Origin of the sequence: Paraburkholderia sp. GAS206C (assembly GCF_050435645.1) — a bacterium.
GTDB classification, from domain to species: domain Bacteria; phylum Pseudomonadota; class Gammaproteobacteria; order Burkholderiales; family Burkholderiaceae; genus Paraburkholderia; species Paraburkholderia phenazinium_B.
This window is the reverse complement of record NZ_JBNDKR010000001.1, coordinates 160,088-172,795: the sequence shown is the minus strand read 5'-3', so window position 1 is coordinate 172,795 and position 12,708 is coordinate 160,088. Positions and strand designations below refer to the sequence as shown.

General features: G+C 61.8%; 15 protein-coding genes. 7 read left to right on the top strand and 8 right to left on the bottom strand.

Annotation, left to right across the window (positions count from 1 at the left end; genetic code table 11):
- Positions 1-110 precede the first annotated feature (110 nt).
- The 4 genes from P3T20_RS00850 to P3T20_RS00835 form a co-directional block, all read right to left on the bottom strand.
- The gene (locus tag P3T20_RS00850) at positions 111-329 is read right to left on the bottom strand and encodes a transcriptional regulator (protein WP_074269490.1); all 219 of its coding nucleotides are present in this window, start codon (positions 327-329) and stop codon (positions 111-113) included.
- Positions 330-696: 367 nt separating this feature from the next.
- Positions 697-1,350 carry an NADPH-dependent FMN reductase gene (locus P3T20_RS00845; protein WP_074268776.1) on the bottom strand — a complete coding sequence of 218 codons (654 nt, stop codon included), beginning with the start codon at positions 1,348-1,350 and terminating at the stop codon, positions 697-699.
- Between the two features lie 307 nt (positions 1,351-1,657).
- Positions 1,658-2,131 (bottom strand): hypothetical protein, encoded by a 474-nt coding sequence (locus tag P3T20_RS00840; RefSeq protein WP_074268775.1) that lies wholly within the window; start codon positions 2,129-2,131, stop codon positions 1,658-1,660.
- 159 nt (positions 2,132-2,290) lie between these two features.
- Positions 2,291-2,584 (bottom strand): hypothetical protein, encoded by a 294-nt coding sequence (locus tag P3T20_RS00835; RefSeq protein WP_143787703.1) that lies wholly within the window; start codon positions 2,582-2,584, stop codon positions 2,291-2,293.
- A gap of 30 nt (positions 2,585-2,614) precedes the next feature.
- On the opposite strand from P3T20_RS00835, the gene P3T20_RS00830 reads away from it, so the two are divergent.
- Positions 2,615-2,899 carry a hypothetical protein gene (locus P3T20_RS00830; protein ID WP_074268774.1) on the top strand — a complete coding sequence of 95 codons (285 nt, stop codon included), beginning with the start codon at positions 2,615-2,617 and terminating at the stop codon, positions 2,897-2,899.
- 32 nt (positions 2,900-2,931) lie between these two features.
- On the opposite strand, the gene P3T20_RS00825 is transcribed toward P3T20_RS00830, so the two are convergent.
- On the bottom strand, positions 2,932-3,336 hold the full coding sequence (locus P3T20_RS00825; protein WP_074268773.1) for a helix-turn-helix domain-containing protein: 405 nt from the start codon (positions 3,334-3,336) through the stop codon (positions 2,932-2,934).
- A 714-nt stretch (positions 3,337-4,050) separates the two neighbouring features.
- On the opposite strand from P3T20_RS00825, the gene P3T20_RS00820 reads away from it, so the two are divergent.
- The 4 genes from P3T20_RS00820 to P3T20_RS00805 all read left to right on the top strand — a co-directional run bounded on the left by P3T20_RS00820 (position 4,051) and on the right by P3T20_RS00805 (position 7,712).
- The gene (locus tag P3T20_RS00820; RefSeq protein WP_083611732.1) at positions 4,051-4,899 is read left to right on the top strand and encodes a DUF2092 domain-containing protein; all 849 of its coding nucleotides are present in this window, start codon (positions 4,051-4,053) and stop codon (positions 4,897-4,899) included.
- Positions 4,896-5,735, top strand: a complete 840-nt coding sequence (locus tag P3T20_RS00815; protein ID WP_429285738.1) for a hypothetical protein — start codon at positions 4,896-4,898, stop codon at positions 5,733-5,735. The genes P3T20_RS00820 and P3T20_RS00815 overlap by 4 nt, the downstream gene beginning before the upstream one ends.
- A 534-nt stretch (positions 5,736-6,269) precedes the next feature.
- The gene (locus tag P3T20_RS00810) at positions 6,270-7,238 is read left to right on the top strand and encodes a hypothetical protein (protein ID WP_074269488.1); all 969 of its coding nucleotides are present in this window, start codon (positions 6,270-6,272) and stop codon (positions 7,236-7,238) included.
- Between the two features lie 78 nt (positions 7,239-7,316).
- Positions 7,317-7,712, top strand: coding sequence for a hypothetical protein (locus P3T20_RS00805; RefSeq protein ID WP_074268771.1), 396 nt, complete (start codon positions 7,317-7,319; stop codon positions 7,710-7,712).
- A 48-nt stretch (positions 7,713-7,760) separates the two neighbouring features.
- On the opposite strand, the gene P3T20_RS00800 is transcribed toward P3T20_RS00805, so the two are convergent.
- From P3T20_RS00800 to P3T20_RS00790, 3 genes are all read right to left on the bottom strand, one after another.
- Positions 7,761-8,198: a CHRD domain-containing protein gene (locus P3T20_RS00800; protein WP_429285737.1), complete on the bottom strand. Its 438-nt coding sequence runs from the start codon at positions 8,196-8,198 to the stop codon at positions 7,761-7,763.
- Between the two features lie 138 nt (positions 8,199-8,336).
- The gene (locus P3T20_RS00795) at positions 8,337-9,257 is read right to left on the bottom strand and encodes an anti-sigma factor family protein (RefSeq protein WP_429285736.1); all 921 of its coding nucleotides are present in this window, start codon (positions 9,255-9,257) and stop codon (positions 8,337-8,339) included.
- Positions 9,254-9,802 (bottom strand): RNA polymerase sigma factor, encoded by a 549-nt coding sequence (locus tag P3T20_RS00790; RefSeq protein ID WP_429286175.1) that lies wholly within the window; start codon positions 9,800-9,802, stop codon positions 9,254-9,256. The genes P3T20_RS00795 and P3T20_RS00790 overlap by 4 nt, the downstream gene beginning before the upstream one ends.
- A 313-nt stretch (positions 9,803-10,115) precedes the next feature.
- Between P3T20_RS00790 and P3T20_RS00785 the strand changes: the two genes are divergently transcribed.
- Both P3T20_RS00785 and P3T20_RS00780 read left to right on the top strand, forming a co-directional pair.
- Positions 10,116-11,654, top strand: a complete 1,539-nt coding sequence (locus P3T20_RS00785) for a sensor domain-containing diguanylate cyclase (protein WP_074268767.1) — start codon at positions 10,116-10,118, stop codon at positions 11,652-11,654.
- Between the two features lie 146 nt (positions 11,655-11,800).
- The gene (locus P3T20_RS00780) at positions 11,801-12,553 is read left to right on the top strand and encodes an SDR family NAD(P)-dependent oxidoreductase (RefSeq protein ID WP_429285735.1); all 753 of its coding nucleotides are present in this window, start codon (positions 11,801-11,803) and stop codon (positions 12,551-12,553) included.
- Positions 12,554-12,708 lie beyond the last annotated feature (155 nt).

The following is a 12,708-nucleotide window of genomic DNA, read 5'->3' as shown; positions in this document are numbered from 1 at the left end:
TTCTGTCACAGCCATTCCAGGCGCGTCATCGAGCAGACCGGCGCAAGCCGTTCTGTTCAGGTCAAACCCAACTGGTACACCAGCTCCCACTGGTGCGTGTCACGTATTGGTCATTGATGATTGTCGATCCACATACGTCCCCAACGATACGCGTAGGCCACCGCGTGTTCTTCGTCGAAGAAATAATCGAGCGCATCGAACGAATGCGCCCGGCTCGGATCTGCAGTGGTTTTGCCGATGGTCAGATTCGCGGCGAACAGCCCGTTGGGCAACTGTTGCGCGACCGGAGCGACCTCGTAACCTTTGTATTGGATAGCTTGTCGATTCATGATTTTGGCGATGATTCTGCCCATGTGCGTTGCAAGGGAAGCCAGACGCATAGTGTCGACCGGAGGGTCGGCGGGCAGGAACAAGCGTAGGCGCGGTGGCCTCGCCAGTGAACCAATCATTCGTCGCAAGCAAATTACGCTCGACCTGGAACTGTCTTCGCAATTTCGGATGAGGCGACCCCGGATGCGTCGAGACCACTATCCGGTGCGTCGCGCTGCCTGTCTGTTACTTGGCACACGCAGCGTAGGGGTGCTTTTTAGGGTTGATTCAGGCGTGCTGCGGCTTTGGCTTCGTATGCCGATGCAGGTAGCGGCGCCGTTTGACGGGCTGCGTGGCACCGGGGCGCCGCGTACCTTCGCCTGCCAGTTAGCTGGCGAGCGTGAACACCTTGGCCGTGCGGCCTTCGGGCGCCGCGCCGCGAGGCACCGACGTGTGCTGCGTGCTGAACGCGAGGGCAAACTGTGCGGCCTGCTGGCCGACTGTAGCAAGCTGGTCGACCACTTTCGGGTCGGAGCAGGTATCGACGGTTTCGAAGCGTGTCTCGAGCGTATTGATGCCGGCGCCGAACGGCGTGGGCCAGCCGCGCAAGGCGTGCACGATCGAGCGCAGCGACGTCAGTACCGAACCGGCGGCCTGCCAGCCATAGGCCGTGACCACGCAGCCCACCGCACGGCCGTCGAGGTAAGGACGCTCGTCGCCACGCAGTTCTTCGAGCGTATCGAGCGCATTCTTCACGAGACCGGAGACGCCGCCGTGGTAGCCGGGGGTGGCGATGATCAGCGCGTCGGCTTCGCGCACGGCTTCGATCAGCTCGAGCTGGGCGTCGGTGCGTTGCGGATCTTCAGGGGCGTAGTGCGGCAGGCTATGCAGGAACGTGCCGCCGAACAGGCGGGTGCGTGCACCGGCTGCTTCGGCGCCGCGCAGTGCAAAACCGAGGGCACGCTCGGTCGACGATGCCGCACGCGTGGTGCCGCCGATGCCGATGACGAGCGGCCGGCGTTGGTGATCGAAACTGGTCAACGAAATGCTCCTTCGGTAGCGGCTGCCGGGGGCGCGGCGCAGGGCTGCGCGCAAACTCGCCGGGCAAACGGGACTTGGCCCGCGGGACTTAAACCGCCATCTTAGTGATCGATACTAGCAGCACGAAGCGACTTTTCGTTCTAACGATATACGCCGGGAGGGTTATCGACGCAGGGCCGCCGTGAAATGCACCTGAAGCGGGCATGGATAAGCAAAGCGAAAACGCTTCGTTGGCTGTGGGCTGGGGCGCCGCTATGATTGGCCCGTCTCCTCCATGACTAACTCCTTGACATGGGTCTCGGCCCCGCTATCGCGAGATGACGGGGCCATTTTTTTGCCACGGTGCAATCCGGTCGCTTTGCGCAAAGCGGGCGAGACGTTTGTGCACGTCCTGTATCACCTTGACGGGGGTCTCCTGCAACTGCTGGTCGTGCAGCGCCAGCAACCGTTCCAGCGCATGTGCTTCGGCGTCTTCCAGGTGCCAGACATCTGCCCCGGTGGCCCGCGCCGCACTGCGCTCGAGCGCCTGCTCCGCGTGCGTATAGAGCGTGGCGTCAGCCGTGCCGAAACCTGCTTCCTGCAGATACCAGGCCACATACAGGACATGAATCAGTTCGCTCAGCAGATGGCCGTTTCCCGAGCCGGCACGCAACGCTTCCAGTGCGAGATGGCTGCGTAACGACCGTTCTCGGATCGATTGGACTGTAAGCGGCAGCAGCATGGCTTTCGCTGCCGATTTCCCTCTGGAACCTCGCAGGGCCGGATGTTTTCTTTTATTCATCTTGGGTAAAACTCACAGACTTGCTGGATTTTGAGTCGCGATTTTATATGCGCTCGCTCTCATATTGATTTAATTTTTTGATTTTTAAAAGTCAGCTGGAAAATAATCGTGAGGAGATCCCGAGTCCTTGCTGGAATGACGGGTAATCATCAGTTCGATTTAACTATTTGGAATCATGCATTCCGGGTCGAAAATATTCGAATCGCTTGCGGCCTGTGCTTCCGGGCCGTCCGATAGGGTGAGGCAGGTGTGCTGTGTCAACGTGCTGACATAATCGCTCGAATAATAAGGACGGTTTCGCATGCGGCATGCATTTTTATGGAACTCCAGAATACGGCGCTCCGCCGCGCTGGCTCGAATGGCCTTAAACCTGTGGCGCGCCGGCAACCCGCCCATAAAATCAGGGCGAATTCCTGTAGAGATTCGATCCGTTGTCACATCGATCTGGTACATGGGAAGGGACAACCCTCGTAGGAGACCGATGTGAGCATCCGAACTACCGATGTACGCCCCACGATTGCTGCGAAACACCCGTTCGAGAGTTGCTTCATGGACCTTGGAAGCCATTCGGCCGACAAGGCGCTAATCGCACTGACCGACGCTATGCATGCCGAACAGCGCGATATGAATGCCTACGACTGGATCACCCAGGCGCTACCCGGCGCGACGCTCAAGCCGGCCCACGCAATCGGCACGGTGGGCGAGTTGTACCGTTCCTTTACCCGGCCCGCGGAATTTGGCCGGTTGAAGGACATCTGGCGGTTGTGAGGAGCGCGAGCAGAGGAGGATAACGGGTTCGGTCAACGGCTCGATTTCGACAGCCGGTGGCCGAGTCCCAGATTGGTCGCGATCTGCCAGGCGTAGACCCGCGAGTACTGCACCCCGAAGCGCGCGGCGATCAGCTCGCGCAAGCGTACGTTGGTCCATGCATCGCTCGGGAAACCGTGCTCGCGTGCGGAGCCGCGCAGTGCGGCGGCGACCCACTCGAGCGCCGCGGCGTCGAGCGCGGACGAGCGGCCACCGACGCTCATCTTCTTCAACGCGTCGAGGCCGCCGCTCTCCAGCATGGCCTTATAGCGTTTGACGGTGGCGGTAGACAGATGAAGGGCATCGGCCACTGCGCTGACCGAAGAACCCGCCATCAGCATCTGGCCCGCGCTCATGCGCCGGACGACAGTGGGAAGCTCTTCGGTTCGGGATGGCATAGATTGACCGTCCGTCAAAGTCCGGGCGCATAGGCAATGCGAGCGTTCCATCTGGAAAACCATGCCCAGCCGTTGTCATTGAACCCAGAAAACGGCCGCGCAGGGGCGGATAGCATTACTAATAAATGATTTTTTATTGAATGTGTTGGAAAGGGATAAAAATAATTGCGGTCGTGATTTTTCCATTTTTCCTATGAAGAGGTGTGTGGGGAATTGGCGGTTCAGTAGGATTGAAACAATCCTACTGATTATTTCTGATTTCGATATCACCTTAATGGTGCTTGATGTTCGGCAAGACGTTTGCTAGCATCCAGTAACACTTTTACATGGTCTGCAGAATGTCGCAGAAACTCAATCCACACCGGGCTCACCGTCTGTCTGCCACGTCTCGTTGAGAAACGTTGTGCGGCGCTTCATCACCGCATTCTCTTATTTTAATGCGCGACTGATGGAAGAACATGAGATATCGCGGTTTTATCTATTCTTCCCATCGCGAATTTCGGTTTCACCGTCATTCTCTGACAGAAAACATCAATTGTTTTGGAATTCGATATAAACAGATTTATCCGTTTGGCCATCGCTTGACTCCTGAGCGACTGCGGAGTCGGAAATGGCAATTCGCGCTTAAGCGCAGGCGCGGGTGGAGCGCCGTATAGCGGTTTGTCTGCCGGAATGCCGGGTCAGTGCAACGTTTCAATGAGTTAGGAGAGCATAGTGAACCTGTTTATTTCGCGTGATGGCGGCGAGCCTGCCTTGCGGGTGCGGCGCATGGTCCTGATGGGCTCCGCGCTGGCGGCGCTGGTCGGTGCCCCCGTGGTGCTCGCCCAGGCTCCCGCGTCTGGGAGCAACGCGCCGGCCCAGGCGCAACCCGAGATGCAGCAGCAGGCCGTCGATGCGCTGAACAAGCTCGGCAACTACTTGCGCACCCTGAAGAGCTTCCGTATCGAGGCCGATAGCGTGACGGACGCCGTGCTGACAACGGGCCAAAACGTCGGCTTCCTGCATCGCACGGAGATGTCGGTGCAGCGTCCGGACAAGGTCAGGGTCGTGGTCACAGGGAGCCGCGCGCCGAAGGGCCTGATCTACGACGGTCACACGTTCGTGCTGTTCAACGACACCCATCACTACTACAGCCGGGTGCCGGCGCCGCCTACCATTCGCGAACTCATTGCCGACGCCGACGACAAGTACGGCGTCCAGCTTCCGCTCGTCGACCTGTTCTACTGGGGCGAGCAGTCGGACGACGAAAAGTCGCTGACGAGCGCGCTCTTTATCGGCCTCGACAAGGTCGACGGCAAATGGTGCAACCACTATGCCTATCAACAGCCGGGCCTCGACTGGGAGCTCTGGATCCAGACCGGCGCGCGGCCATTGCCGTGCCGGTTTGTCGTGACGGATACGACCCAGCCATCGCGGCCGCAGCATGCGGTCAACTATCAGTGGACGTTGAACCCCACCTTCGAAGCGGGCACCTTCACGTTCCATCCGGGCCCTGGCGCGAGGGAGATTCCGATGCGGCCACCGACCACGACGGGCGACGACCAACAGGGAGACGCGCAATGAAACCACTGACGCGATTGACCGGTATTGCGCTCGCCGTGATGTTTTCGGCAACCTCAACCTCGACGTTTGCCTTTGGTTTTCGTGGTGGCGCGCGGACCAGCATTCATGGCGGCGGTGGCGGTGGTTTCCATGGAGGTGCTGGCGGTGGCGGTGGCGGATTTCAGGGCGGTGGTGGAGGAGGTGGGGGAGGCTTTCACGGTGGCGGTAATTTCGGCGGGGCGCAGGGCGGTGGTCCGTCTCATGGTGGCGGCGGTCAATCTGCGCACGGAGGCGGTGGCGGCAGCAACGGCGGAGGGGGCGGCCAGAACTCGCACGGCGTTGGCAGCAGCGAACACAGCGGCGGCGGTGGCAGCAGCCACAACGGCGGTGGCAGTGACCACAACGGCGGCGGTAGCGATCACAACGGTGGCAGCGACCACAACGGCGGTAGCGACCACAATGGTGGTAGCGATCACAACGGCGGCAGCGACCACAACGGCGGCAGCGACCACAACGGCGGCAGCGACCACAACGGCGGCAGCGATCACCACGACGATGGTCACCACGACGACGGACACCACGACGACGGACACCACGACGACGACCACGATCATCACGACGATGACTACGATCACCATCATCACGACGACGGCTGGTACGTCGACCCGGTGGCGGTCGGCGTGGCAGTGGGCGTGACGACGGCAGTCGTAGTCGGAACGACCGTCGCGGCTTTACCGCCGAGCTGCAATAGCGTGATGGTCGGCGGTGTGTTGTATCAGCAGTGCGGGCCGAACTGGTATCAGCCGCAATACGTGGGCCCGACGGTGAAATACGTGGTGGTCACGCCGCCCCGATAAACGCTGAACCCGCGCGCCGGCCAGGTCCAGGCCGCGCGCTGCAGCGGTGCCTGCTCACGCTCGCTGTCTTTATAGGGACTGTAGATGCCAATCGACTTCGAGGCGAGGATCGCACAGTTGCTTTTGCGGGCAGCGCGGCACAGGAAACTGGTTCCGTACGGCGCGTTCCATGCTATTTTCCCCGCGGATTACGCGTTAAACAGGCGCTATGCCGCCCTGGAGCGCACGGCTGCATCCATCTGCGATTTGCAGCTTGCCGATTACGCATCGCTCCTCTGCACTGACTCGGGTTTGCCGGGCCCGGACTTCTACGCCCGCTTCAAGCGTCTGCACGCCGAGCGTTATTACACGGTGCTCGGCGCAGACCGCACCCGCAAACTCAAACTCGTGGAAAAACAGCGCTTTGCCCGTGAAGCGCGCGAAGAGGTCTACCGGCATGCCCGAGCCGCCAAAGAGGAATTGCCCGCGGACGCGCAAGAGGCGCTCGAGGCCGCTGCCGCTGCGCGTTCCGCGGCACGCCCAGTCCGCAATGCGGTGCTAGGCGTCGCGCTCGTCACGAGTGGATTGCTCGGTGCTCCGGCGGCCGATGCACAGGAGTTCTCACTGTTCGGTGGAGGTTCCCGCGCCGGCAGCACCAATACCTACACATGGGCCTTCAATTACCAGGAAGGTCTCGGACAATACTTTGCAGCCAGCTTTAGCTGGCTGAACGAAGGCCATATTCCCGACCATCATCGTGACGGCCAGATGGTTCAGCTCTGGGGCCGCATTCCCGTCGGCAATCCTAAGTTCGTTCTGCAGGCGGGTATCGGCCCGTATCGCTATTTCGACACGACCACCGCCGATCAGGGCGGCAGCTATTCCGACACCCACGGCTGGGGCGTGGTCTATAGCGTGCGTGCAGCATATTACGCATCGAGTCGCTGGATTACGCAGCTGCAGCTCAATCGCGTGCATGTACAGCGTGGTCCGGATGCGACCAGCGTTATGTTCGGCGTAGGCTATCAGCTCGACGCACCGGATACGCCAGGTCCGCGAGACTGGGCAGCCGGCAGCAGCACTAACGTGACCAATAACGAGGTGGCTGTGTATCTGGGCAAGACTATCGTCAACTCGACGAGCTCGCCGTCTGCGCTGGGCGGCGCCATCGAGTACCGGCGAGGTCTTGCCAGATATCTCGATGTGACGCTCGGCTATCTGCATGAAGGCAGCAGCAAACTGGCGCGCCGGGATGGCATTACGAGTCAGCTCTGGGCAACCCGTGCGTTCTTTAACGACAAGGTGACGCTCGGCGTGGGAGCCGGCGCGTACTACGCGATCAACGAAAACGAGAACAGCGAATCACCGGGACCAGGAGCCGGCAAATTCTCCGGTCTCGTCACCATTGCAGGTTCCTATCGTTTCACCAGAAGCTGGGATGCGCGGCTTGAATGGAACCGGGTGGTGACCCGTTACAACCGCGATTCTGATGTGATATTTGCTGGTGCGGGCTATCGGTTCTGACGGCCGGTTGAAACGCAAGCCGAACCGGCAACGAGGGCGGCGCAGGTTGCGCAGGCGTATTGCTGAAGGAGGTACTCCATGGCCCATACAGGTTCCGTCATCGTCGCGTTGTGCCTGGCTGTGGGTAGCCTGGTTACGACGAGCGCTTACGCGGATGACGAGGCCGTCGCTGACCGCATCCAGTCGGCCGGCCGCGGCGCGCACCTTGGACGTGATCTGTGCGGCTTCACGGCCGCGCAAATCGCGACCTACAAGGCGAATCTGAAGCGCTCGCTTTCCTCGCCGCCCAGCTTCGACACGCAATGGGACTACGGATGGCAGCGGGCCACGCCCACCTTGCTCCAATACCAGTCGCTGAAAGTGGGTGACCCGCAGGACTACGAATCGCGGGTGCACCTCGTTTGCGCAACGCTGCACAGAATCGGCAAGCGGGTTACGAAGGCGCCTGACAACAGCAGCCAGACGAAGCCTTAGGTGTCCCGCAAAGCGATACAGCGCTCAGGCCGCCAGGCGGCAAATGCTTTACTTCACCTGTTCGACCTGACCGCGAATCTCGCCGCCGGGGTTCTTCGCGGTATGGACGTTGAAGTACCAGTTGCCGGCCAGCAGATCGCTTTCCTGCGCAGCGCTCAGCGTGGCGTCGCCTTCAATCGGACTGGCCAGTTTGTCCATCGGGATCGGAACCGCCACCGGCGCGTTCTTGCCGACCGGTGCCGGGCCGTGGAAATGCGCCATGCTGGCGGGCCCGGTGAGGTCCGCGTAGGTGACCTTGTAATGCAACACCTTCGACGTGGTGTCGTAGGTTGCCGTCAATTCGCCGTGTCCGTCGCTGGTTTTGGGCGGCACTTCGGAGGAGGCGAGCAGGTGGGCTTGCAGGTTGAGCGTGTCGGCAACGGCGAGCGCAGGTGCGGCGAGACTCAGAGACAACACCAGTGCGGTAAGCGTTCGATTCATTTTCATGGACGTCTCTTGAAATGGACAGGATGTAACCTCCGACGCCGCGTGGCCTTGCGGCCATGCGGTGCGTCACCGGTTACTCCATTGAACGCTCGCTGTTTCCGGCTTATTCCCTGCCGCAACGATATTTTTTTGCCGGGTTCAGTTAGCCGCCAGCATCGAGATGCCCGCATCGCCGAACAGCGTCTGCACGTCGTTATCGGAGATACGCTTGGCCAGTGCAGGCAGGTCGGTCCCTTCGGGCTTGCCGATCAGCGCGTAGCTGAGATCGGCGTGCCGCCAGGTCACGACGTTCATGCTCTCGACGCGTCGTTCTGCGATCGTGGTGTCAGGCTTGCCTTCCTTCATGACGCATAGCGCGATGGGCGCACCCTGCTGCGGTAGATAGACGATCTGCACCAGGGGTTTGTCTTTAAAGCGCAACCGTTGCACGCGCTTGAAGGTCAGGCCCGCCTGACTCAGATCCGGAATCCGTACGTTCAGACCGTCCTGATGCTGGATTTCGTCGACGGTTTGCGCCGTGAGTTCGGCATTGACCGGCACCTGTGCCACGGTCTCGCGCGAATAGAGCTGCTGATATCCCGCTGCTGCGGCGACCCAGCCTGGCTCTTCGGGATTGGCTGCCGCGAGCGTCGCAGTGGGACTCGTGTTCGGGGTCGCGCCAAAACCCGGCAGGAAGCGCGTTCCAATGCCGTAGCAGACTACCCCCGCAACAAACGCGACCGCGAGCCACTGCGGCTCGATACGCAGGCGCGAGCGGATGGGCGCCGAAGGTGCCGTAAAGGCGTCGCGCGTGACGGCGGCGTCGTTGGCGCCCGGCGTGGCGGTGCGTTGTGCATGGGCGCGCGCCATCGCGGCAACGGCTTCGGTCAGGCTGTCCGGCACCGGCGGCAGCTTTTGCTGGGCGAACGCTTGCGCATACGGCAACTGCGACGCGCGTAACTGCGCGACGAGTTCGGCGGTATCAGGCGACACAGCGATCTCCTTTTCGATCTCCTGGCATTCTTCTGCAGACAGCTCGCCGTCCACATATGCCATCAACAAAACAGAGTCCATTTTCATGAGACCGGGTCCTTACTCGCAACTGCGACTTTTGTTTTTTGATTGTCCCGAACCCCGAACAGCGTGCCGATGGTCTGGCGCGCGCGCGACAAGCGGCTCATGACGGTGCCGATCGGGACCTCGAGCACCTCCGCCGCTTCACTATAACTAAGCCCTTCGACGGCGACCAGCAGCATGACGACGCGCTGCGCTTCCGGCAACTGTCCGACCGCATTGACAATCTGGTTATTGATCGCGTTTTCCTCCGGCGTGCGCGCCGCCGGATCGGCGACGGTTTCAAGCATGTCGTCGTCCCACTCCGTGCTGGAGCGGTTACGCCGGCTGCGGGCGCGCAACTCGTCGATCCAGGTGGAGTGCACGATGGCGAACATCCAGCTGAGGGTGGAGGTGCCGGGCTGTAACTGGTGGGCGCGTTCGAGCCCGCGCAGGCAGGCGCGCTGCACCAGGTCTTCGGCATCGTGCCGGTCGCCTGAAATGCGTAACGCGAACGACCACAGGCGCGGCAGCAACTCCGGTAGCTGGCTGGGTAAGTCTGAGCCGGTCATCGACAGGTTCCTTGCTAGGTGTTCGGTGTCTTTGGACGGATGGCTGGATTTTAACGACAACTGGTGTTCTTCGCTCACATTGGCCTCGCCGGGCGGGCAAGGCGGGTCCGAACCGGGGACATGCGGATTTCCCGTGGCGACACGAAGCGGTTAAAGTTGAACTACTGCGGTCGAACTACTGCGGTCGAAGTAGTGCGCTGTAACGCAGACGAGGTATGGCAGGCGCCCGGCAGGGCGACCGTCTGCCGGGAAAGGCGCGGCGGGCCAGCCGCGAGCCGCGAACGCGCGCTGTACTCACGACGAAGGGGGACGAGTGAGGCATCGAAAGCTTTCCCTGCGTCGACGCTGGCGCAAAGCATTCCGCACGTACGGAGCGCTGGTCGCGCAGAGCGTGGGCGGCCACCCGTTTCTCGCGGGTTTCGCCGGGACGGTGGTGGCGACGGCCATGGCGAGCCTGACCTTTCTGACACTCTACGATGGCCGGGCCGACGCGCTGCGCCACGCCCACGAAACTTCGGAGAACCTCGTATCGCTGATTTCCAGCGACCTTGCGCGCAATGTCGAGATCTACGATCTGTCGTTGCAGTCGATGGTCGACAACGCGCAGGACCCGGCCACCTGGCGCCTGTCGCCGGCGCTGCGGCAAGCTGTGCTGTTCGATCGCGCGACCACCGCCGCCTACCTCGGTGGCGCCTATGTATTGGGCATAGACGGCCTCCCGCGCGCTTCCCAGAACGGCGACCGCAATCCAGTGGTGCCGCTTAGCGACCGCGACTATTTTGTCGCTCAGCAGCGCAATCCGTCGCTGGGCCTGTTCGTATCGCATCCGTACCGCTCCCGATGGCGCGGCGGCAATCCGTCGATCGGGCTGACCCGGCGTATCAACGCACCCGACGGCAGCTTCGCGGGCGTTGCGATGCTGGCTATCCGGCTCGAATATTTTCAGCACCTGCTCGACAGGATCAACACGGGCACGTCCGGGTCTGTGTTTATCGTCCTCGACGACGGAACCTTGCTGGCCCGCAAACCGTTTGCCGAAAGCGATATCGGCACCAGCATCGCCAAGTCTCCCACTTTCACGATCATGGCGGCGCACGCGGAGGGGTCGTATATCGCGAGTTCGGCCGTCGACGGCGTACGGCGCATGTTTACCTATGCGCGTGTGCACAACACGCCGTTGATCGCTGTGGTGGCGCCGTCGCTCGACGATGTGCTTGCCGAATGGCGGCGGCGCAGCCTGATTGCCGGCGGCCTCACGCTCGCGTTGGGCGCGGTGTTCGTGGTGCTGTCGTGGTTGCTTGCATTTACCCTTCAGGACAAAGTCGCGGCGCAGGCAGAACTGATCCGGCTCGCGGCGACGGACCCGCTGACCGGCCTGAGCAACCGTCGCGTACTCGACCGCCGGCTCGACGAAGAGTGGTTGCGCGCGCGGCGTCATGGCAGTCCGATGTCGGTGCTGTTTGTCGACATCGATCACTTCAAGCAGTTTAACGATACCTACGGCCACGCCGCCGGCGACGAAGTGCTGACCGCGGTGGCCGAATGCATCGCGTCGGCGGTGCGGCGTCCGGTGGATCTGGTGGCACGCTATGGCGGCGAAGAGTTTGCCGTGGTGCTGCCGGATACCCCGGCGGCAGGGGCGACGAGCGTCGCGGAGAAGATCCGCAAAAGGGTCCAGGGCATGAGCCTGTTCTATGGGCAGAGCGGCCACGGCAGCGTAACGGTGAGTGTGGGCTGCGCCACTTGTGTACCGGCTCAGGGGGCGAGTGCTTCCGGGTTGATGGCTGCCGCTGATGCGCAGTTGTATGCGGCGAAGTCGGCGGGGCGAAATCGGGTGAGTGCGGCGGCTTGACGTTCGCGCTCTCGCGATCCACTTTTGTTATCGCATCTTCCAATACTCGAATTGTTCCGGTATCGGCCACGCCGTATATTGGCTGACACCAACACAACCACACTGTGACCCGGGTACGACTGGGTGTCATAGGAGCGAGACAAGCGATGAACCGAATCGATCTGGAGGGGCGTACCGTCGTCATTACTGGCGGGGCGCGTGGAATTGGCTATGCAGTGGCGCAGCGCGCGCTGAACTCGGGCGCCTCGGTGGCGCTGTGGGATGTCGACGCGGCGCGCCTCGAGCGCAGCCGCGGCGAACTGGCCGAACTCGGCAAAGTCTCGACGGCGATCGTCGAACTGACCGACGAGGCCTCGGTGGATAAGGCGGTCAGCGAAACGCTTGCCGCTCACGGCACGATCGACGTGCTCATCAACTGTGCGGGCATCACCGGCGGTAACGGCACCACGTGGGAGCTGGAACCCGATGTCTGGCGCCGCGTGATCGACGTGAACCTGATCGGCCCGTATCTGACCTGCCGCGCTGTGGTGCCGCAGATGCTCAAGCAGGGCTACGGCCGCATCGTCAATATCTCCTCGGTAGCCGGCAAGGATGGCAACCCGAACGCGTCGCACTACAGCGCCTCGAAGGCCGGCCTGATCGGCCTCACCAAATCTCTCGGCAAAGAACTCGCCACCAAAAACATTCTGGTCAACGCCGTCACGCCGGCGGCAGCCAAGACCGAAATCTTCGATTCGATGTCGCAGCAGCATATCGACTACATGCTCTCCAAGATCCCCATGAACCGCTTCCTGCTGCCCGAAGAGGCTGCTTCGCTGATTCTGTGGCTGTCGTCGGAAGACTGCGCGTTCAGCACCGGTGCGGTGTTCGATTTGTCGGGTGGGCGCGCGACTTACTGATGTTCAGTCAGACGTTGAGCACGCGAGTGCTGCGTGCTCATCAACGTATGTGGCAGCCTGGACGCGCATCGCAGCGCGCCATGAGGGCGAAGCCGTCAGCACGCTGCCGGCCAGCCTAGCCCGCGTAGACGGGGTAGTGACACCGGTCGCTGGGG

What these genes read in the sequence shown, in the direction of transcription:
- P3T20_RS00780 (WP_429285735.1), top strand. Translation starts at nt 11,801, where the DNA reads ATGAACCGAATCGATCTGGAGGGGCGTACCGTCGTCATTACTGGCGGG.
- P3T20_RS00805 (WP_074268771.1), top strand. Translation starts at nt 7,317, where the DNA reads ATGGCCCATACAGGTTCCGTCATCGTCGCGTTGTGCCTGGCTGTGGGT.
- P3T20_RS00835 (WP_143787703.1), bottom strand. Translation starts at nt 2,584, where the DNA reads ATGTACCAGATCGATGTGACAACGGATCGAATCTCTACAGGAATTCGC.
- P3T20_RS00800 (WP_429285737.1), bottom strand. Translation starts at nt 8,198, where the DNA reads ATGAAAATGAATCGAACGCTTACCGCACTGGTGTTGTCTCTGAGTCTC.
- P3T20_RS00825 (WP_074268773.1), bottom strand. Translation starts at nt 3,336, where the DNA reads ATGCCATCCCGAACCGAAGAGCTTCCCACTGTCGTCCGGCGCATGAGC.
- P3T20_RS00850 (WP_074269490.1), bottom strand. Translation starts at nt 329, where the DNA reads ATGAATCGACAAGCTATCCAATACAAAGGTTACGAGGTCGCTCCGGTC.
- P3T20_RS00790 (WP_429286175.1), bottom strand. Translation starts at nt 9,802, where the DNA reads ATGACCGGCTCAGACTTACCCAGCCAGCTACCGGAGTTGCTGCCGCGC.
- P3T20_RS00815 (WP_429285738.1), top strand. Translation starts at nt 4,896, where the DNA reads ATGAAACCACTGACGCGATTGACCGGTATTGCGCTCGCCGTGATGTTT.
- P3T20_RS00795 (WP_429285736.1), bottom strand. Translation starts at nt 9,257, where the DNA reads ATGAAAATGGACTCTGTTTTGTTGATGGCATATGTGGACGGCGAGCTG.
- P3T20_RS00840 (WP_074268775.1), bottom strand. Translation starts at nt 2,131, where the DNA reads ATGAATAAAAGAAAACATCCGGCCCTGCGAGGTTCCAGAGGGAAATCG.